Origin of the sequence: Pseudoalteromonas sp. Angola-7 (genome assembly GCF_028599255.1) — a bacterium.
Classification (GTDB): domain Bacteria; phylum Pseudomonadota; class Gammaproteobacteria; order Enterobacterales; family Alteromonadaceae; genus Pseudoalteromonas; species Pseudoalteromonas atlantica.
Window position 1 is genome coordinate 24,491 of the sequence record NZ_JAQREL010000007.1, and the last position, 18,246, is coordinate 42,736.

General features: G+C 42.0%; 19 protein-coding genes. 3 read left to right on the top strand and 16 right to left on the bottom strand.

The window, feature by feature from the left end; translation table 11 throughout:
• Window positions 1-7: 7 nt before the first annotated feature.
• Both PSH50_RS11140 and PSH50_RS11145 read right to left on the bottom strand, forming a co-directional pair.
• The gene (locus PSH50_RS11140; RefSeq protein ID WP_004586829.1) at window positions 8-955 is read right to left on the bottom strand and encodes an ion transporter; all 948 of its coding nucleotides are present in this window, start codon (window positions 953-955) and stop codon (window positions 8-10) included.
• Complete coding sequence (locus PSH50_RS11145; protein WP_273609629.1) at window positions 952-3,624, bottom strand: bifunctional acetate--CoA ligase family protein/GNAT family N-acetyltransferase; 2,673 nt, start codon at window positions 3,622-3,624, stop codon at window positions 952-954. Before PSH50_RS11145 ends, PSH50_RS11140 begins: the two co-directional genes overlap by 4 nt.
• Before the next feature lie 114 nt (window positions 3,625-3,738).
• Between PSH50_RS11145 and PSH50_RS11150 the strand changes: the two genes are divergently transcribed.
• Window positions 3,739-4,455: an SIMPL domain-containing protein gene (locus tag PSH50_RS11150; protein ID WP_273609630.1), complete on the top strand. Its 717-nt coding sequence runs from the start codon at window positions 3,739-3,741 to the stop codon at window positions 4,453-4,455.
• On the opposite strand, the gene PSH50_RS11155 is transcribed toward PSH50_RS11150, so the two are convergent.
• The 8 genes from PSH50_RS11155 to PSH50_RS11190 all read right to left on the bottom strand — a co-directional run bounded on the left by PSH50_RS11155 (window position 4,452) and on the right by PSH50_RS11190 (window position 11,473).
• Window positions 4,452-5,120: a hypothetical protein gene (locus PSH50_RS11155; RefSeq protein ID WP_138611337.1), complete on the bottom strand. Its 669-nt coding sequence runs from the start codon at window positions 5,118-5,120 to the stop codon at window positions 4,452-4,454. The genes PSH50_RS11150 and PSH50_RS11155 overlap by 4 nt on opposite strands.
• An 83-nt stretch (window positions 5,121-5,203) precedes the next feature.
• A complete protein-coding gene (locus PSH50_RS11160) occupies window positions 5,204-7,036 on the bottom strand; it encodes a DUF885 family protein (RefSeq protein ID WP_138611336.1) in 1,833 nt (610 codons plus the stop codon).
• A gap of 86 nt (window positions 7,037-7,122) precedes the next feature.
• Window positions 7,123-8,259: a radical SAM family heme chaperone HemW gene (gene hemW, locus PSH50_RS11165; RefSeq protein WP_024031536.1), complete on the bottom strand. Its 1,137-nt coding sequence runs from the start codon at window positions 8,257-8,259 to the stop codon at window positions 7,123-7,125.
• Window positions 8,256-8,855: an XTP/dITP diphosphatase gene (locus tag PSH50_RS11170; RefSeq protein WP_138611335.1), complete on the bottom strand. Its 600-nt coding sequence runs from the start codon at window positions 8,853-8,855 to the stop codon at window positions 8,256-8,258. Before PSH50_RS11170 ends, hemW begins: the two co-directional genes overlap by 4 nt.
• 4 nt (window positions 8,856-8,859) lie before the next feature.
• Window positions 8,860-9,303: a DUF4426 domain-containing protein gene (locus PSH50_RS11175; RefSeq protein ID WP_004586836.1), complete on the bottom strand. Its 444-nt coding sequence runs from the start codon at window positions 9,301-9,303 to the stop codon at window positions 8,860-8,862.
• A 57-nt stretch (window positions 9,304-9,360) separates the two neighbouring features.
• Window positions 9,361-9,894 carry a YggT family protein gene (locus PSH50_RS11180; protein ID WP_004586837.1) on the bottom strand — a complete coding sequence of 178 codons (534 nt, stop codon included), beginning with the start codon at window positions 9,892-9,894 and terminating at the stop codon, window positions 9,361-9,363.
• Between the two features lie 26 nt (window positions 9,895-9,920).
• The gene (proC, locus tag PSH50_RS11185; RefSeq protein WP_004586838.1) at window positions 9,921-10,742 is read right to left on the bottom strand and encodes a pyrroline-5-carboxylate reductase; all 822 of its coding nucleotides are present in this window, start codon (window positions 10,740-10,742) and stop codon (window positions 9,921-9,923) included.
• A gap of 17 nt (window positions 10,743-10,759) precedes the next feature.
• The gene (locus PSH50_RS11190) at window positions 10,760-11,473 is read right to left on the bottom strand and encodes a YggS family pyridoxal phosphate-dependent enzyme (protein ID WP_024031539.1); all 714 of its coding nucleotides are present in this window, start codon (window positions 11,471-11,473) and stop codon (window positions 10,760-10,762) included.
• Window positions 11,474-11,475: 2 nt separating this feature from the next.
• Between PSH50_RS11190 and PSH50_RS11195 the strand changes: the two genes are divergently transcribed.
• Together PSH50_RS11195 and PSH50_RS11200 are read left to right on the top strand one after the other, a co-directional pair.
• Entirely contained in the window at window positions 11,476-12,516 is a 1,041-nt protein-coding gene (locus PSH50_RS11195; RefSeq protein WP_273587764.1) for a type IV pilus twitching motility protein PilT, read from the top strand.
• A 9-nt stretch (window positions 12,517-12,525) separates the two neighbouring features.
• Window positions 12,526-13,659 (top strand): PilT/PilU family type 4a pilus ATPase, encoded by a 1,134-nt coding sequence (locus PSH50_RS11200; protein WP_024031540.1) that lies wholly within the window; start codon window positions 12,526-12,528, stop codon window positions 13,657-13,659.
• Window positions 13,660-13,792: 133 nt separating this feature from the next.
• Here the strand turns inward: PSH50_RS11200 and ruvX are convergent, their stop codons facing one another.
• From ruvX to PSH50_RS11230, 6 genes are all read right to left on the bottom strand, one after another.
• Window positions 13,793-14,242 carry a Holliday junction resolvase RuvX gene (gene ruvX / locus PSH50_RS11205; RefSeq protein WP_004586842.1) on the bottom strand — a complete coding sequence of 150 codons (450 nt, stop codon included), beginning with the start codon at window positions 14,240-14,242 and terminating at the stop codon, window positions 13,793-13,795.
• A gap of 9 nt (window positions 14,243-14,251) precedes the next feature.
• On the bottom strand, window positions 14,252-14,809 hold the full coding sequence (locus tag PSH50_RS11210; protein ID WP_004586843.1) for a YqgE/AlgH family protein: 558 nt from the start codon (window positions 14,807-14,809) through the stop codon (window positions 14,252-14,254).
• Between the two features lie 124 nt (window positions 14,810-14,933).
• The gene (gene gshB, locus PSH50_RS11215) at window positions 14,934-15,884 is read right to left on the bottom strand and encodes a glutathione synthase (RefSeq protein ID WP_273587763.1); all 951 of its coding nucleotides are present in this window, start codon (window positions 15,882-15,884) and stop codon (window positions 14,934-14,936) included.
• Window positions 15,885-15,959: 75 nt separating this feature from the next.
• Window positions 15,960-16,694 (bottom strand): 16S rRNA (uracil(1498)-N(3))-methyltransferase, encoded by a 735-nt coding sequence (gene rsmE / locus PSH50_RS11220; RefSeq protein WP_054983576.1) that lies wholly within the window; start codon window positions 16,692-16,694, stop codon window positions 15,960-15,962.
• A gap of 72 nt (window positions 16,695-16,766) precedes the next feature.
• Complete coding sequence (locus PSH50_RS11225; RefSeq protein ID WP_024031544.1) at window positions 16,767-17,243, bottom strand: hypothetical protein; 477 nt, start codon at window positions 17,241-17,243, stop codon at window positions 16,767-16,769.
• 81 nt (window positions 17,244-17,324) lie between these two features.
• A complete protein-coding gene (locus PSH50_RS11230; protein WP_024031545.1) occupies window positions 17,325-18,218 on the bottom strand; it encodes a hypothetical protein in 894 nt (297 codons plus the stop codon).
• Window positions 18,219-18,246 lie beyond the last annotated feature (28 nt).

Consider the following 18,246-nt stretch of genomic DNA (forward strand, 5'->3'; position numbering starts at 1 on the left):
AATAAGCTTATTGGCGTTTACCACAGTGGCGGCAAAATAAATGGCTGTTGCGTTGATTAAGCTGCGTTTTAATTGCTTTATTGGCCTCAAGCTTACTTAAACCTAGTTTGTAGCGCAGCTCCTCTAAGTGCAAACGCTGTGAGTCATCTAAACTGCCTTGGTGAATTTGCTCATGTACGGCATCTTCAAAAAATTGCCGGCGTTTACGTATTTGCTCCGAAAAACTAGAGGCAAGCAAGCCTGTAGGAATTGCCACCATTCCCATGCTCACCAAAGTGACTACGCCACCAAATAGTTTACCAAGTGGCGTTAGCGGTACAACATCACCATACCCAACCGTAGTGAGGGTCGCCATAGCCCACCACATAGCCGCAGGAATAGAGCCAAATTTATCTGGCTGAATATCGTGCTCCAATAAATAAATACCGCAGGAGGCAAGTATTAGCAGTACCGACATAATAAAAAACGCGGCCAGTAACGAGCTCGCTTCGTCTTTAAATGCTTGTAATAACAACTGCATTGCACGTGAATAACGGGTAAGTTTAAATACTCTTAACAGCCTTAATACACGTAAAAAACGCAAATCCAGAGGAAACACAAACATTAACAAGCTGGGTAAAATGGCTATTAAATCGATAAGAGCCAAAGGTGATAAAAAATAATGCAGCCGGCGTTTTGCGTTTGAACCTTTTATAGCCGCGTATTTGCTTTTATCGACACAGGCCCAAAGCCTTGCAAGGTATTCAAGACTAAAAATAGCCACCGAAATAACCTCTAAAAGTAAAAACTGCGGGTAATATACTTTGTTTATACTCGGTACTGATTCCAACACAATGGCAATAACGTTAAGCATAATTAAAGCAATTAGCGCGGTGTCGAGTATATGCCCCGCTTTGCGGTAATCGCCAGTCCCTTCAAATACCTGCGCTAAAGTTTGCCTTGCTGTGCTACTCATGTGTTTAGCTTTAACAGCATATTAATACTGCCTTCTTCAAAATCGCGGCTAATTGTAAAACCTAACTTACGGGCAAGCTCAATCATGCCGGTGTTCTCAGGCAGTGTTATGCCTTCAATTACTTCTACGCCTTGGCGCTTACAATGATTTATTGCAGCGCTCATAAGCAGCCTGCCAAGACCTAAGCCTTGGTAGTCAGAGCGAACCACGGTTGCAAACTCAGCATGTAAATTATCAGGGTCCATAATAACGCGTGCTACACCTAGGGTGCGGCTTTTACCTTCAAAGCGCTGGCATACAATAAAGGCCATTTCTCGGTCGTAATCTATTTGCGTCATTTTTGCGAGTTGATCGTGGTTAAACTGGGGCAGCTCACCAAAAAAGCGTTTGTAACGATCTTCTTTATTGAGTGATTGATCAAACTCTTGGTGGGCTTTTTCATCCTCTGGACGAATAGGCCTTAATGTAGCTCGCGTATTATTTTTAAGGGTTACTTCTTCTACAAGATCAATAGGGTAAGGGCGAATACATAAACGTTTACGATCGCTGCGTGCCTGATAGCGATTAACACTAATAGTGGCATCAAGTACTAAAAATTGCCCATTGCTGGCTAAAATAGGATTAAGTTCCATGGCACTTATATCGGGCTGATCGACAACAAGTTGAGATATACGTGTGAGCAGGGCGCACAAGCGATATTTGTCGACCTTTTCTGGCAAAATGCGATCTTTTAATACGCCTTTATCGTTTGCTGCTGCAATGAGGTATTTAGCTAAGTTCATATTAAGCGGCGGCAAAGCAACGGCTGCTTGGGCATACTCTAACCCATTACCCGCTTCACCAAGTAATATAACAGGGCCAAAATTAGGCTCAGTTTTAATGGCGATTCGCAGCTCATTAGCGCCGGCGCGCGGCGCCATTTTTTGCAATGAAAACCCTTCAATAACAGCATCTGGATAGGTGTTTTTAATTCGTATCAGCATGGCAAAGGCGGTTTGCTCAACCTCGTTTGCATCGTTTAAGTTAAGAACCACGCCCCCTACTTCTGATTTTGAGGCAATACTTGGGCTAATCAACTTTAACGCTACCGGAAAGCCTAGTTCAATTGCTTGCTCACGCGCCTCTGTGGGCGTGTAGGCTACTTCTGTTTGAATACACTCAACACCATAATGACTAAGAATTTGGCTTGCTTGATGAGTGGGTAAGTAGCTTTGCTCTTCTTCTAAAAATTCGTTAATGAGCGAAGTGGCCGCTGATTTATTTATTTTTGCATCATCGGTATTTGATTCGGGTGTTTGCGTTAAATGTTTTTGGTTACGACGGTAGCTAACTAAATGCATAAATGCGCCAACCGCACCCTCAGGCGTACGATAGGTTGGAATAGTGTGGTTAGAGCAAACACGCCTCGCGGCATAAGCCGCATCTTCACCCATAAAGTTGGTCATTACATAAGGGCGTGCCATCTTTGGTATTTTTTGTAAGGTTTGCACTATCATATCGGCATAGTCTTCACTTGGTGCAAGTGCCGAAGGGGTATGAATAATAAGTAAGTTTTTAACTTCTTCGGCGCGAAGTAAAATTTCTAATGCTTGCTTGTAACGCGCCGGAGCAGAGTCGCCAAAAATATCGACAGGGTTAGATGTAGTATCTGACTGCGGAATAACTTTATTGAGTGCGGAGCGCGTTTGCTCACTAAGCTGGGTAAGTTTGCCCGAATTTAAAATAAGCTCATCGACCGCCATAACCCCCGGGCCGCCGCCGTTGGTTAAAATGGTTAACTGCTCAACTTTTAGTAATTTAGGGTGGATGGCAAGTGTTTGCGTGGCTGCAAAAAGTTCGCGCAGATCACTAACACGCAGCATACCGGCGCGTTGAAAAAGCGCATCGTACACTGCATCTGAACTTTGCTTGCCACCGGTATGAATTTCAGCAGCCAGTGCACCTGCTCCGGTTTTTCCCGTTTTAATGGCAATAACTGGCTTACTAAAGGCCGCTGCCCGTGCTGCCGAGATAAACCCGCGAATATCTTCAATATTATCTATGTAGAGCAAAATCGCTTTGGTTTTAGCATCGCGGCCTAAAAAATCGAGCAGCTCGTCAAAATCGATATCTAGGCAATCACCGACCGAAACAAAATACGAAAAGCCAATCTCTTTATTTTTAGCCCAATCTAAAATAGTGGAACACACCGCTGCGGATTGCGATATAAATGCCAGTTTCCCTGGTGCTGCAACTGTGTGAGAAAAGCTGGCATTAAGGCCAATATGCGGAATAAGCAGCCCTAAACAATTAGGCCCAAGCAAAGTAACGTGATGGGCATTTGCAGCGCGCTTTAAAGCTGTTTTTTGGCTCAATGAGAGCCCATCAGCAATCACAATTGCACTTTTACAGCCAAGCTCACCTAGCTGCTCGATAATACTCAGTAAGGTATTTTTATTTGTACAAATAACGGCTAAGTCGGGCACTTTGGGCAGCGCGGCAATATCAGGGTAGGCAAGCACACCGTGTACCGCACTATGGGTAGGGGTTACGGGCATGATTGGCCCTTTAAACCCACCTTGTAATAAATTGCGCATAACCACAAACCCCGCGCGTGTGGGGGTATTCGAGGCGCCAATAACGGCTACCGAGGCCGGATTAAAAAATTGGCTGATGCGCTTTAAGCTCATGGCATATCCTTGGCTGATTATATTTTGCGTTATTTATAGTCTCAATGTACCCTGTTTGCTGAGTTATTTCGAGCGCATAGATACTTATTATTGATATCAATCAAGGAGTTTTTTGTGAATAAAACACCCGGTTTTTACACCGTTATAGCCGCAATTTGCCTAAGTATAGGCTTAATTTTATTAGGCTTTATTATTAAAAGTGCCGCAGTAGATGTAAAAAGCATGGAACGTAGTGTGCAGGTTAAAGGGTTAGCAGAGCGTGAAGTTAGCGCCGATACGGTAATTTGGCCGCTGCAATACAGCGATGCAGACAACGACTTAGAAAAGCTGGTTAGTCGGGTTGAGCAAAAAAACGATGCTGTTATTGCATTTTTAAAGCTACATGGCTTTGATGATGACGAAATAAGCACGGGTAGCCAGTCGATTATTGATAAGCAAGCCCGTGAATACGCTAACGATAATCAAAAATTTCGTTACTTGGTACGCGTTAATATTATTGTGTATTCGAACGCGCCCGACAAAGTACAAAATGCGCTGAGTAAAGTGAGTCAATTAGCTAAACAGGGCATTGCCATTGTGCAAAATAGTTACGAAACCAAAGTTGAGTATTTATTTACCGGCCTTAACGATATAAAGCCTGCAATGGTGCAAGAGGCTACAGAAAAAGCCCGTGAAGTTGCCAACAAATTTGCTAAAGATTCGAACTCAAAGCTTGGTAAAATAAAATCCGCTCGCCAAGGGCAATTTAGCATTAGCAATCGCGATTCAAATACGCCACATATCAAAAAGGTGAGGGTGGTCACCAGTGTTGAATATTACTTAAGTGACTAAATTGCTCTAACTAAGTGGGCAATTTGCGCGGTTGAGCGCTGTAGGTAAGCAGCGCTAAGTAAAATGCTAGTTTCGTTTATATCAGCGCCTTTTAATATATTTACCAGTTGCTGTTTAGCGGTTGGATTTTGTTTTTGCTCTATTTCCATAAGCGCTAATAATGCTGAAAATTCATGCTTTATTGGTGTGCTAGGTTTATCAGCATAGGCGATATAACAGGCAACAGGGGTAAGGCCGCGAGCATTTGTTTGTGCAAGGGCTTTTACTAAATTATCGTTAGATTCAAATAGCATTAATGAGCGCACATAGTTAAACGCCAGCTCTTGAGCATTGGCGTGTTTAAATACATTGTGCAGTACATTATTTCCTTGGCTGTCTTGTGCTAAAAAGCCGTTATTTTCTTTTAATGCAGGTGTAAAAAACGTTAATGCATCAGTTGTTGTTAATTGGTTTATAAAAGGTGCTGGTGGGGTGTTGGTTGTTAAAATACGTGTTGCCACATTTTGCATAAAGTCGTATTTAATACTCATCCGCAAAGCACTTTCGTAAAGGTGGTTTAGCTGTAATGTTTGCTGAGCCGGGCTTAACTGTTTAAAGTCGTTATCGAGCTCGTCTAGCTGATGCTTAGCAATGCGCGCATTAAGTAATTGTATGCTTAAATCCATTATTAACTCTACCTCTGAGCGTTTTTATTACTATAAAACAAAAAAGGCCGCATCAGCGACCTTTTTCTATTTATAACCAAGTATTAAGCTTTTTTACTTGCTACCCACTCGTTTACAAAGTTCTCTAATACGTTAAGTGGTACAGGGCCATTTTTAAGTATAACGTCGTGGAACTGACGAATATCAAACTTATCGCCTAGTTGCTTTTTAGCATCTTCACGCAGCTCTAAAATTTTAAGCATACCCACTTTATAAGCTGTCGCTTGCGATGGCATTACAATGTGACGCTCAACCATTTTAACACCGTCAGATGTGGCGTTAGGCGTATTATTCACGTAGTAATCAATACCTTCTTGGCGAGTCCATTTCATTGCGTGAATACCGGTATCAACGACTAAGCGACACGCACGCCATAATTCCATAGAAAGGCGACCAAAGTCTGAGTATGGGTCTGAGTAAAGGCCCATTTCTTTAGGAATGTACTCTGAGTATAAGCCCCAACCTTCAATATAAGCGGTGTAGCCACCAAACTTACGGAACTTAGGTACACCTTCAAGCTCTTGTGAAATGGCAATTTGCATGTGGTGACCCGGAATACCCTCATGGTATGCTAATGCTTCCATTTGGTACGTTGGCATTGCTTCCATGTCGTAAAGGTTTGCGTAGTAAATACCAGGGCGTGAGCCATCTGGCGCAGGTTGTTGGTAAAATGCTTTACCTGCTGCTTTTTCGCGGAATGCTTCAACGGCTTTAACTTTAAGATCAGCCTTTGGCTTAACAATAAATAACTCATCTAGGCGAGTTTTCATGGTGTTGATTAGGCCAGTGGCTTCATCTAAATAACGCTGTTTACCTTGCTCGTCATTGGCATAATAAAATTGTTTATCCGTTTTCATAAACTGCATAAACGCTTTTAAATCACCTTTAAAGCCTACTTTGTCTTTAATTTCACGCATTTCATCATGAATACGTTTTACTTCAGCAAGGCCAATGGCATGAATTTCTTTAGCGGTTAAGTCAGTTGTTGTGGTGCGCTTAAGTGCGTTATTGTAAAACGCTTCGCCGTCAGGCAGTTTCCATGCGCCATCGCGGTTATCTGCACGTTTTTCTAACTGTGCTAAGTAATTAATTAACTTAGAGTAAGAAGGCTTAACGGCTGATTTTAATGCATCAGTTGCCTCGCTAATTAAGGCATCTTTTTCATTTTGGCTAATTTCAAGAGCACTTACTTTACGTTTAAAGTCGGCTAATAGTGTTGAGTCTTCACCTTTTTCAAACGGCGCACCATGAATGATGTTTTTGCTCGAATCTATAACATGTGGGAACACAAATTTAGGCGCAATAATGCCTTTATCAGCACGGGTTTCTAAATCAGTAATTAGCTGATCAAATACAGTCGGTACACCGTTTAAACGCGCAATATAATCTTTAGCTTCTTTAACATTACTAATTGAATGTTGGTTAATTAAAAACGCAGGCACCATAGAGTGAGTACCAAACATTTGGTTAACCGGGTAGTTATGGTAACGCCATTTAAAATCAGCAATCGAGCTTTCTAGGTCTTGTTTTTTTAAGTCGTAACTTACTTTAGTGGCATCATCAAGCAGGTCGCGGTTGATAGCATTTAAAGTAACTAAGTCTTCTTTTACTTGCGCAAGGTCTTTTAGTTTTTGCTCTTCGCTGCCGTCATCCCATTTATCGTAATCTTTTTTAATACCCATGTAAGTTTGATAAACCGGGCTGCTCATCACATCGCGGTTAAAGGTATCTTCAAAAAACGCATTCGCTTTGTCGATTTCGCTTTGCACAGGTTGCGCTTGAACTGCAGGCGCCGGGGTTGTTTGTTGTGGTGCCTGCTGGCAGCCGGCTAAAATAGCAACGCTCACGGCTGCTGCAATAAAGGTAAGTTTACGCATTGTTTTCCCTTTGTTGTTAGAAACCCATTAGGGTGTATTATATTTATTTGCTTGTATTTTATGTTTATCGCGCGTGGTTAAAACCACTACACGAACAATTCTAGCAGGTCATTTAAAAAACGATGCCCTTTGAGGCTAACTTGCCAGTGGCCGTTTTCTTGTATTAACAAACCTGCATTTATTGCTTTAGTTAACGCTGCTTGTTGGCTTTGCAATGGCTGATTAGTCAGCGCACTGTAATCATCAATAGGGCAAGGCTCGACTAAGCGAAAGCGATTCATAAAAAATTCAAAGGCTAAATCGTCTTGCTCTACTTGCCAGCTTTTATACAAGTACGGCTTAAGCATATCCATGTAACCGCGCGGATGCTTAATTTTTTCAGTACGGGTAATAATGCCGGTTTTTGCATCAGTCACCTTACCATGAGCGCCACAGCCAATACCGAGATAATCGCCAAAACGCCAATAATTCAAGTTATGTTGGCATTGAAAGCCTGGCTTTGCATAGCCCGATATTTCGTATTGTATGTAACCGGCTTGAGCAAGTAGTGCTTGGCCTTGCTCTTGAATATCCCATAGGGTTTCATCTTGTGGCAAAGTGGGCGGTTTGGATGCAAATTGTGTATTAGGCTCAATAGTGAGCTGATACCAGGAAATATGTGGCGGGTTTAAAGCAATTATTTTTTTTAAATCGCTCAGTGCATCGTCAAGGCTTTGCCCCGGTAAGCCATGCATTAAATCAAGGTTAAAGCTATTTAACCCGGCTTGCTTAGCTTGCTCTGCAGCGTAGTGCGCTTCATCGGCACCATGAATACGGCCAAGTGCTTTTAACTTGTCGTTTTGCATGCTTTGCACGCCAATAGAAATACGGTTAATACCCGCTTTAACGTACTCTTTAAAGCGCCCGGTTTCTACGGTACCAGGATTTGCCTCAAGGGTTATTTCGCAGTTGTCGCTTAAGCCAATTAGGTTATCGACTTCGTTTAACAAGCGGGTGTATGCATCGCCAGTTAATAAGCTTGGTGTACCGCCGCCAATAAAAATACTGTGAATTTTACGCCCTTGCACCAAGTGCAAATCGGCTTTTAAGTCGTCAATTAAATGCTGAACATATTCAGCTTCAGGAATGTCGCCTTTTTGCCCATGGCTATTAAAGTCGCAATAGGGGCATTTTTGCACGCACCAAGGTACGTGCACATATAAGCTCAGTGGTGGAAGGTTCACAGGCCGCCTTTGTTTTGTAGCTCTAGTAATAACTTTTTAAGTGCTTGGCCGCGATGACTCACCGCATTTTTTTGCGCTTTGGTGAGCTCGGCGCTGGTACAGTTTTGCTCTGCTACAAAAAATACCGGATCGTAACCAAAGCCGCCTTCGCCATTTTGGGTTTGTGTAATTTCGCCTTCCCAGCTTGCGCTGCAAATAAGTGGGGTAGGGTCGTCGGCGTGGCGCATTAATACCAGCACACACCAAAAGCGGGCTTTACGATTTGGGTTATCGGCTAATTCGTTAAGTAGTTTATCTATGTTGTCTTGATCGCTGGCGCTTTCACCGGCAAAACGAGCTGAGTAAACACCCGGCGCACCATTTAAGCCATCTACCTCTAAGCCTGAGTCATCTGCAATGGCTGGCATGCCGGTAATTTTAGCAGCATGGCGGGCTTTAATTATCGCGTTCTCTACAAAGGTGGTGCCGGTTTCGGCCACTTCGTCTACGTTAAAATCGCTTTGCGGAAGCACATTTATATTAAGCGGGCTAAGCATATTGGCCAGCTCGTTAACTTTGCCAGGGTTGCCTGTGGCAAGCACTAATGTTTTGGTCATGTTTTTAATCTACGTAAAATTTTTGCTGAAACGTGAGTTTTTGAGACTGACTACCTTGCTGGATGTTTATCTCAAAACGTAAAATCTCTTCGTTGGTGTAGTCTACTTGCGCAAGGTAATAAATTGATTCACCTTCTTTTACTTCTTTAAAAGTAAGGGCTTGCTTATTGCCGAGTAGGTTTTTTGCGGTGCCGCTGAGCTGAGCGGTTTGCGCGGTTTTATCGCTATTGTTTTTCAGAACTGAAATATTAACAATGCCTTTATAACCACTACGCTCAAGGCCATATGTTTTAGCTATTTGCGGCTGAATAAAGGTAGATGGAAAAGCAATGTAATGCACTTGCCAAGGGCCCAGCTCTTTGTACTGTGCGCCTTGCATGTCTTCACTGTGGGCATTAAAAGCAAAGGCTAAAAAACTAATAAAGCAAAACTTAATTAAACGGTTCATTATGATGTCCTATATAAAAAAGAGGCCAAAGGGCCTCTTTTGCTTATAACAAAAAATTTAGGCTAAAAAGTCCATTAGCAGCATTTGTAAAAACTGAATACCAATAATTAGTACAAGCACCGATAAATCTAAGCCACCCATTGGTGGAATAATTTTACGAAGTGGCTTGAGCATTGGCTCAGTAAGCTGATGGAAAACCGCTTCTATTGGGTTATAACCTTGACTTACCCAGCTTAAAATAGCGCGAATAATCAATACCCAAAATACAAGGTTTAAGCCTTCTTTAAGTACGGTAATAAGTGCTTGTATAAACACAGGTTGCGCAGCCCATGCGCCGTATATCACCAACATTAAAGTACTTATTTTGGCAACGGCTACAATAAATGCCAGCAATAGAGAGGCTAAATCAAGCCCACCTAACCCGGGTATAATTTTACGTAACGGGTTAACTGCAAACGAGGTTGCTTTAACCACAAATTGGCTCATTGGGTTGTAAAAGTCGGCTTTTGCCCACTGTAGCCAAAAACGCAGTAGTACCACCATTAAAAACAAATCAAACAGGGTACTGATCAAAAATTGCATGGCATTCATAGTGTAACCTTCAATAAAAAGTAATTTTAAAGTTCTTTTTCCATTTGCATTGCACGCGCAATACACGCATCCATTGCATCGCTAACTGTTTGCACTAGGCCTTCGCCTTTTAAATGCTCAACCGCAGCATGGGTGGTGCCGCCTTTAGAGGTTACATTAGCGCGTAATTGCGAAATGCTTATCTCTGGTTGGCTCAATGCCATTTCGGCTGCACCTAGCGCAGTTTGCTGTACTAAGCGGCGCGCATCTTCATCGTTAAAGCCAAGTGCTTTCGCTTTTTCTTCAATGGCTTCCATAAATAAGAAAAAGTAAGCGGGCGATGAGCCTGTCACAGCAATGACATCGTTAATTTGCGACTCTTGCTCTACCCAAACAACAATACCTGTGCACTCAAACACTTGTTGTACAAAGTCGTGCTCTTCGGCTGTTTCATCTGCGCCAAATAAACCCGATACACCACGCCCTAGTAGCGATGGCGTGTTTGGCATACAACGTACCATTTTAACGTTTTGGCCAAGCATTTCGCGTAAACGCTTAACGGTTAAGCCAGCCGCTACCGAAATAAACAGTTTATCACTAAAGTCGATACCCGATTCTTGAAACGATTTACATAAATCGCCCATCATTTGTGGTTTAACAGACAATACAATGACATCAGCATCGCGTAAGGCTTCGTTATTGTCGCTGGTGGTTTTCACCTTGAAATCGTCTGCTACCTTGGCAAGCTTTTCTTGGTTGCGGTTTGTAGCAATGATGTTGTTTGCATTAAAACCGTTTTTTACCATGCCACCAATAATGGCGTAGCTCATGTTACCTGTGCCTATAAATGCGATTGTTTTATCTGACATATGTCTGTTATCACCTTTTAAGTTCGAGTTCCAAAAATATCTGTGCCGATCCTCACCATGGTTGAACCTGCGCTAATGGCGGCTTCAACATCATTGCTCATCCCCATCGACAACGTATCTATATGAGGATATTGGGCCTTTAGTTTATCAAAGCAAGTTTGTAATTGCTCAAAAGATTGACTTTGCTCACTCGGATCGTCGCTTTTAGCCGGAATAGCCATTAAACCACGCAAAGTGAGTTGCTCACATTGGTCAATAAACTCAGCTAGTTCGGGGATTTGCTCTACGCTACAGCCCGACTTTGCCTCCTCGGCGCTTATATTTACTTGAATAAGCACATTTAAAGGGGCTAGGTTTTCTGGACGTTGACTGTTTAAACGCTTAGCTATTTTTATTCTATCTACGCTTTGTACCCAATCAAAATGTGCAGCAACAAGGGCGCTTTTATTTGATTGAATAGGGCCAATGAAATGCCAAATGATGTCGCTAAATGTGTGTAGTTGAGCTATTTTATCTACAGCCTCTTGAACATAAGACTCACCAAATTGGCGCTGGCCATGCTCGTAGGCAGCAATAATATCGTCGCTTGGTTTTGTTTTTGATACTGCTAGCAGCGTAATAGCATCGCTACTACGTTTAGCATTTTTAGCCGCGCTGGCAATTCTAGCGTAGGCGGATGTGAGTCGTTCTGCTATTGTAACCATATATTTATCAGTTAGTTGTGGAGTCATAAATGGATATTACCGAATTATTAGCGTTTAGTGTGCAACACAAAGCATCTGATTTACACTTATCGTCAGGTGTTTCACCTATGATACGCGTAGATGGTGATGTTCGCCGCATTAATATACCTGCACTTGCACACAAAGATGTAAACAGCCTTGTTTACGACATTATGAACGATAATCAGCGCAAGGACTACGAACAAAATCTAGAAGTGGATTTTTCGTTTGAAGTGCCTAACCTTGCTCGATTTCGTGTTAACGCATTTAACTCAAACCGCGGCCCTGCAGCGGTGTTTCGTACCATCCCTAGCGATGTACTGACGCTTGAGGATTTAGGTGCGCCAGATATTTTTAAAACAATATCAGATAACCCGCGTGGTTTAGTATTGGTTACCGGCCCAACTGGTTCGGGTAAATCAACAACGCTTGCGGCTATGGTCGATTATATAAATCAAACAAAACATCACCATATCCTCACCATTGAAGATCCTATCGAATTTGTACACGATAATAAACTCAGTCTTATTAACCAACGTGAAGTACACCGAGATACGCACAGCTTCTCTAATGCACTGCGCAGCGCGCTGCGTGAAGACCCGGATGTAATACTCGTTGGTGAGCTACGTGACTTAGAAACCATTCGCCTTGCGATGACCGCCGCAGAAACCGGCCACTTAGTGTTTGGTACGCTACATACCACCTCGGCACCAAAAACGATTGACCGTATTATTGATGTATTCCCAGGTGAAGAAAAAGATATGGTGCGCTCAATGCTTTCTGAATCACTGCGCGCCGTTATTTCGCAAACACTGCTTAAAAAAATTGGCGGTGGACGCGTGGCCGCGCACGAAATTATGATTGGTGTACCGGCGATTCGTAACTTAATTCGTGAAGATAAAATTGCACAAATGTATTCATCTATTCAAACGGGTGCATCACACGGTATGCAAACCATGGATCAATGTTTAAATAATTTAGTTAATCACGGCATTGTGACAACCGCAGCCGCAAAAGAAAAAGCCCAAGATAAAACCCAGTTTGGTGGCTAAGGACATATTATGAATTTATCTTTAAATCACTTTTTACACATAATGATTGATAAAAAAGGCTCGGATTTATTTGTCTCTAGCCAATTACCAGTCAGTGCAAAAATTAATGGTGAGCTTATCGCTCTTAGCGACGATAAGTTAAGTGATGAGCAATCGCTTGCGCTTGTAGAGTCAGCGATGAGCGATAAACAAAAAAACGAGTTTCATACCACTAAAGAGTGTAACTTTGCGATAGCCACAGACGAAGGGCGTTTTCGTATATCGGCTTTTTGGCAGCGCGATAAAGCGGGTATGGTTATTCGCCGCATTGTAACGCAAATACCTGATATAAGTGATTTAGGGCTGCCCTCTACACTTACCGATGTGATTATGTCAAAACGCGGGTTAGTGCTGTTTGTTGGTGGTACTGGCACGGGTAAATCAACTTCACTGGCTGCCTTAATTGGCTACAGAAATCGTCATCAGCGTGGCCATATACTCACCATTGAAGATCCGATTGAGTTTGTACACGAGCACCGTAAAAGTATTATTACTCAGCGCGAAGTAGGGCTTGATACCGACAGCTTTGAGTCGGCACTTAAAAGCTCTTTACGCCAAGCTCCCGATGTTATTTTAATTGGTGAAATACGCTCGCAAGAAACCATGGAATACGCTCTGAGCTTTGCCGAAACGGGTCACTTATGTGTGGCTACATTGCATGCTAATAATGCCAACCAAGCCATTGACCGTATTATGCACTTAGTGCCTAAAGAAAAACACGACAAGCTTAAGTACGACTTAGCGCTAAATTTACGCGCCATTGTTGCCCAGCAACTTATTCCCACTTCTGATGGGGAAGGGCGTGTAGCCGCGATTGAAATATTATTAAACTCACCCATGGTGGCTGAGCTAATTAAAAATGGGGATATTGGTGGCATAAAAGAGGCCATGTCTAAGTCTAAAGAAATGGGTATGCAAACCTTTGACCAAGCCTTATTTGAGCTATACAAACAGCAGCGTATTAATTACGCCGATGCACTACATCATGCTGATTCGCCAAACGATTTACGCTTAATGATTAAGCTGCGCAATAATGAGCAACAAGGTGCAGGATTTTTACAAGGTGTAACTATTGATGGACTAGATGATAAAAACAGCAATTAACACTGCATTTTATCCATAAAAAAAGCGCCGCTGGGCGCTTTTTTTATGGATAAAATTACTTATAACGTTTTATACCACTGCGGTGCTTTTCGACCTTTAAAATAGATTACGTAATTAAAGGAGTTGGCATTACTTATTCACCATAACTGGCTTCAAAAAAACTCTCTAAAATAATCACTGCCGACATATTATCGACATTTCCTTTCCCTAAATTTTTATAGCCACCGTGCTCAAATAAACGCGCTTTTGCATCGGCGGTTGTGAGTCGCTCATCTTGTGTTTGCACCGGTATGCCGTAATGATTGTGCAAGCGGTTAGCAAACTTTTTAGCCTTAAAGGTTACCTCTTGCGAAGTACCATCCATATTAAGGGGTAACCCGACGACCATTAAGTCGGGTTGCCACTCTTTAACTTGAACCGCAATATGATCCCAATTAGGAATACCATCTTGGGCTTTTACCGCTTTTAAGCTAGACGCACTGCCTGTTAGTTCTTGTCCTATGGCAATACCAATGCTTTTGGTGCCAAAGTCAAAGCCCATTACGGTGCGCTGGCCTTGCGGCTTAAGGTTTTTTTTCGTCATTATCGTTCTTTAAGCGTGTCCAGCTTCGCTGCAAAGTTGGCTAACATCAAAGCCTAGCATCGAAACTGCTTTTTCCCAGCGTTTTTCTACCGGCGTATCAAAAATGATCTTCGGATCGGCTTTAATGATCAACCAACTGTTATCTAAAAGCTCTTTCTCAAGTTGTCCTTGCTCCCAGCCCGAGTAACCAAGCGTAATAATAAATTGCTCAGGTGCGTGGGCGGTGGTCAGGTTGGCAAGTACGTCTTTTGATGTGGTGATCATTATATCACTGCTAAGCTTTTGGCTTGCAGAGTAGCCTGGCTGAGGTGAATGAAGTACAAAACCTCGGTCGGTTTTAACCGGACCACCTGCAAACACAGAGACTTGCGCGGCTTGTTGGGTTTTGTCGTTGTCTATTTCTATTTTATCTAAAAGCTCACCAACGGTCACATCAATAGGCTGGTTGATCACCAATCCCATAGCCCCATCTTCATTGTGCTCACAAATATAGGTAACGGCACGTTTAAAAAAAGGGTCTTGCATCGACGGCATAGCGATTAAAAAATGATTTTCTAATGATTGCATAGATTTCACCCTTTTAGTTTATGAATACTTATTGAACTTTGAGTATGGCATAGATATATACGTAGCGTATAAAAAGTCCATTAATTGTATGAAATACTTAAATTAATGGACTTTTAAATGGTGTTTATTTAGCGAGCTTACGCTCAATTGCGTCAAACAAAATACCGGTAATAGATATATCGTAAGCGGCTTCAATTTCACGTACGCAGGTTGGTGCTGTTACGTTAATTTCGGTGAGCTTGTCGCCAATAATATCTAACCCTACAAACACTAACCCTTTTTCTTTAAGCGTAGGGGCAACTGCTTGAGCTATTTTAAGGTCTGACTCGCTAAGGGGGCGGGCTTCACCACGGCCACCTGCAGCTAAGTTACCGCGGGTTTCACCATTTTGTGGAATACGCGCTAAACAATACGGAATCACTTCACCATCAACAACCAATACGCGTTTATCGCCTTGTTTGATCTCTGGAATGTAATTTTGCACCATGGCAAAGCGACTACCATGCTCCGTTAAGGTTTCGCAAATAACGCCAATGTTTGCATCATCTTCTTTAATACGAAAAATAGATGCGCCGCCCATGCCATCAAGTGGTTTTAAAATAATGTCTTTATGCTCAGCTAAAAACGCGCGTATTTGAGCTTGGCTGCGTGTTACTAGCGTATCTGGCGTATGCTCGCTAAACCACGCTGTATATAGCTTTTCGTTAGCATCGCGCAGGCTTTGTGGTTTATTAATAATTAACGTACCTTCTTGCTCTGCACGCTCTAAGATATAAGTTGCGTAGATGTACTCCGTATCGAACGGTGGATCTTTTCGCATTAAAATAACGTCTAGGTCGGCAAGCGCAATTGTGGTTTTTTCTTCAAGTTCGTACCACTTTTCGGTGTTGTTAAATACCTGCGCTTTTGCTGCGGTTGCATACGATTTACCTTGGCGAAGCGATAAGTCATCCATCTCCATGTAGTAAATTTCGTAGCCACGTTTTTGCGCTTGCATCATCATTGCAAAACCGGTGTCTTTTTTGATGTTAAATCCACTAATAGGATCAGAAATAATACCTAACTTTATCGCCATGCGCTGTGCCTTAATCTAATTATAATGACTACTAGAGTGCTAATAGTTTTAATATGAGGGTGCCATTGAGCTATTTCAATTAGCTAAATCGCCAAATTGCAATTGTAATGCACTTAAGACCGTTAAAGCGGCCGTTTCTGTTCGTAAAACGCGCGGCCCTAAGCGAATATCAACAAAGTGCTGATCTTTAGTTTGCAGCATTTCTTCATCGGTAAAGCCGCCTTCAGGACCTACTAAAAAGCGTACACCGGCGCTTGGAACGGTTATTGTTTTAATGCTGTGCTCGGCACGAGGGTGCAAAGTGAGCTTAATGGCGTCTGTTTGTTGTTCAAGCCATTGCTTTAAATCAACCGGTGTGTGAACAACTGGCACAAAGTTACGCCCCGATTGTTCGGCGGCTGAAATTGCAATTTTTTGCCATTGTTGGTGTTTTTTTTCTAACCGGTCGCCACTGAGTTTAACGCCACAGCGCTGACTAAAAATAGGGGTGATTTCGCTAATACCAAGCTCAACAGATTTTTGGATGGTAAAGTCCATTTTGTCGCCACGTGATACGCATTGCCCTAAATGAATTTTAAGCGGCGACTCGACATCATGCTCATCAAAACGTTGTGGCATAACAACAACTGTTTTCTTAGTTACCTCAATAATTTCACTGAAGTATTCACCGCCTTCGCCATTAAAAATAGACACATGTTCGCCTACTTTCATGCGCAATACGCGGCCAATATGGCCCGCTGCATCGTCGTTTAAAGAAACCGGGGTGTTTAAGGCAATACTCGATGCCTGATAAATATGAGGTACTCGCATGGGGGTCACTTATTTTATAGCGTAAAGGTGTATAGCGCTATGGTAAGTAAGCGGGGCGCTGTACGCAATTATTTATTTTTGTTTAAGTGCCTTGGCAAGTGCGATTAAATCTTTAGGTGTTTCGGCAATATCGGTATCGCACGATAAGTGATTTTTAAAGCCTTCGTCAGTAATACGATTAAATGTATAGCCGTTGTCGTCAAAGCTAACTACGTAGCGTTTTTCATGCAGAGAGTTATATATAAAACGTTGTTTGTCGTCGGCAAGTAGATAGTCGGTGTTATTAAATAACACGCCCTGAATATCGTGGTGCTCGTGTAGGTAAGTGGCCAGTTCAGATACGCTAATTTCGTTTTCTAGGTCGCAATAGCAATAGTCTTTAATGAGTTCGTCAAACATCATTTTTACCAGCTTACGGGTGTTACTGCCTGCAACTATTAAGGTGCTGGGTGTATTGGGTGCCGCGTGCTTAAAATAATACTCGGCAAATGTACGACTAAATTCGTTATCTATATCAATTAACAAATAATTAGTTACTTCAAATGACATAGGGCCCCGTTGCTTTATGCAAATGTGTTATGCCAGTTAACTAAATACGGGGCGCTTGGCGACTTATTTAATAGCGTGGCGTTAAAGTGAAAACATGCTAATAAGTAAATAGCCTATAGCACAAAAAACAGCAAACTCAATGCATGCTATGCCTATATTGTCCTGATGGTCGACCTCTAAAGCGGCATCAATATTGGGTAATGAAATAGCTTTTATTACAAAACTTAAACAATATAATAACACCCACATTACACCGCAATGCATTACCAGTGTAAATATATTTTCGACCATTTTTCCATTTTGAAAGGCCGCACTAGATAATCCAGCATACACGGCTAGGGCTAAACCTATTGATTTTCCTGCATATCTAATGCCAATAGAGGTGTTTTCAAGGTTAAAGTTACTTTGCAGTGAGGCACCTTGGTTTGCTTTAGCGAAGCGGTATTCACGGATTTTGCTATCTAGCGCAAACATCCCTTGTAGCGTAAAAAAGCTAACAAAAGCAATAAGTAAGTTACTAAACCCTTGTGCATGAGTCCAGGTATACAAGCCAAGTGCAATAATACAATTGGCTAATAACATACCAGAATCAACCAATGCAGCGCATACATTTTGCTTTAATATAGCAGCTTCTTCATTAAATCTATGTAATATCCACTTTCTATGAATTAAATGTCCGGCTTTTATAAATGTAAATAATAGAACAATTAAAATAACCACTTTTAATGGATTATGTTGTGCCGTACTCATACTTATTTCATCAAATAAAAACGCCATAGTTGCAATAACCACGGTAATTTCTGAGGCGAAACTAATCCCCATTGCAAAATTATCATGCTGCGCTAGTTCGTCTTTAAGTGCCTGTTTTGCTTTTATTTGAGCGACAATTCTAAGACTAAAAATAGTAATGCATATAACCGCAAAACTAATGGCAATCGCAACTAAACTAGTGTTAGATAATGATAAATATGACATGCTGATCCTAAGTAGAGATAACCTTTCT

Bases quoted from the DNA above. Each gene is read 5' to 3' on its own strand.
- ruvX (WP_004586842.1), bottom strand. From the start codon at position 14,242: ATGACGAAAAAAAACCTTAAGCCGCAAGGCCAGCGCACCGTAATGGGC.
- PSH50_RS11170 (WP_138611335.1), bottom strand. From the start codon at position 8,855: ATGACCAAAACATTAGTGCTTGCCACAGGCAACCCTGGCAAAGTTAAC.
- PSH50_RS11230 (WP_024031545.1), bottom strand. From the start codon at position 18,218: ATGTCATATTTATCATTATCTAACACTAGTTTAGTTGCGATTGCCATT.
- rsmE (WP_054983576.1), bottom strand. From the start codon at position 16,694: ATGCGAGTACCTCATATTTATCAGGCATCGAGTATTGCCTTAAACACC.
- gshB (WP_273587763.1), bottom strand. From the start codon at position 15,884: ATGGCGATAAAGTTAGGTATTATTTCTGATCCTATTAGTGGATTTAAC.
- PSH50_RS11210 (WP_004586843.1), bottom strand. From the start codon at position 14,809: ATGCAATCATTAGAAAATCATTTTTTAATCGCTATGCCGTCGATGCAA.
- PSH50_RS11200 (WP_024031540.1), top strand. From the start codon at position 12,526: ATGAATTTATCTTTAAATCACTTTTTACACATAATGATTGATAAAAAA.
- proC (WP_004586838.1), bottom strand. From the start codon at position 10,742: ATGTCAGATAAAACAATCGCATTTATAGGCACAGGTAACATGAGCTAC.
- PSH50_RS11175 (WP_004586836.1), bottom strand. From the start codon at position 9,303: ATGAACCGTTTAATTAAGTTTTGCTTTATTAGTTTTTTAGCCTTTGCT.
- PSH50_RS11225 (WP_024031544.1), bottom strand. From the start codon at position 17,243: ATGTCATTTGAAGTAACTAATTATTTGTTAATTGATATAGATAACGAA.
- PSH50_RS11145 (WP_273609629.1), bottom strand. From the start codon at position 3,624: ATGAGCTTAAAGCGCATCAGCCAATTTTTTAATCCGGCCTCGGTAGCC.
- PSH50_RS11190 (WP_024031539.1), bottom strand. From the start codon at position 11,473: ATGACTCCACAACTAACTGATAAATATATGGTTACAATAGCAGAACGA.
- PSH50_RS11160 (WP_138611336.1), bottom strand. From the start codon at position 7,036: ATGCGTAAACTTACCTTTATTGCAGCAGCCGTGAGCGTTGCTATTTTA.
- PSH50_RS11155 (WP_138611337.1), bottom strand. From the start codon at position 5,120: ATGGATTTAAGCATACAATTACTTAATGCGCGCATTGCTAAGCATCAG.
- PSH50_RS11180 (WP_004586837.1), bottom strand. From the start codon at position 9,894: ATGAATGCCATGCAATTTTTGATCAGTACCCTGTTTGATTTGTTTTTA.
- PSH50_RS11140 (WP_004586829.1), bottom strand. From the start codon at position 955: ATGAGTAGCACAGCAAGGCAAACTTTAGCGCAGGTATTTGAAGGGACT.
- PSH50_RS11195 (WP_273587764.1), top strand. From the start codon at position 11,476: ATGGATATTACCGAATTATTAGCGTTTAGTGTGCAACACAAAGCATCT.